At 48.7% G+C, this 524-nt stretch carries 1 protein-coding gene; it reads right to left on the bottom strand.

Annotation, left to right across the window (positions count from 1 at the left end):
* Positions 1-84: 84 nt before the first annotated feature.
* The gene (locus PORUE0001_RS02660; RefSeq protein WP_007364925.1) at positions 85-450 is read right to left on the bottom strand and encodes a transposase; all 366 of its coding nucleotides are present in this window, start codon (positions 448-450) and stop codon (positions 85-87) included.
* Positions 451-524 lie beyond the last annotated feature (74 nt).

The raw sequence follows: 524 nt of genomic DNA, 5'->3' as shown, positions 1-524 counted from the left end.
TGCGGCTGACTTCTAGCTGCTGACAAAGGTAGGTTATGGAGAGCTTTTGATCTCTCACTTGGGCGGATTCAAGCTGTCTCACGGCTACAAATCGGTCTTTTTTTTTAGATCAATGTGGTAGCGATTCAAGACCACTTCGAGTAGTGTTTTGTTGACCAAGGCCTTGCTCTCAGCTTGGAAGAGGGCTGCTTTGAGGCGAGCGTTTTCGCGCTTGAGTTCTGCGTAATCTGGATCTACGGCTTTGTTCTTGTTTGTCTTGCTCATAGTGCTTTGGTTGGGTAACTCTACACCAAAGGTACGCAACCAATTTCGAATGGTGCGTGCGGTGATGCCGTAGCGCTGGCTGGTGGTGGCGATGCTCTCGCCTGTGGCTAGGAGGCCATCGATGACTCTCCACTTGAAATCTAAGGGATATCCCTTTCGTCCTCGGTTACTTTTTTCTTGTTTCATTGTTGTTGGGGTTGGCTTCCCCAACTGTGTACTATTTCAGGAGAGGACAGGAACTTTAGTCTCATCCAAGTGGT

Origin of the sequence: Porphyromonas uenonis 60-3 (assembly GCF_000174775.1) — a bacterium.
GTDB lineage: Bacteria > Bacteroidota > Bacteroidia > Bacteroidales > Porphyromonadaceae > Porphyromonas > Porphyromonas uenonis_A.
Note: the sequence above shows the minus strand (reverse complement) of the source record. Positions and strands in the feature narration are given on the sequence as shown.

Excerpts from the sequence above, each read along its gene's own strand:
- PORUE0001_RS02660 (WP_007364925.1), bottom strand. The coding sequence starts at position 450 with ATGAAACAAGAAAAAAGTAACCGAGGACGAAAGGGATATCCCTTAGAT.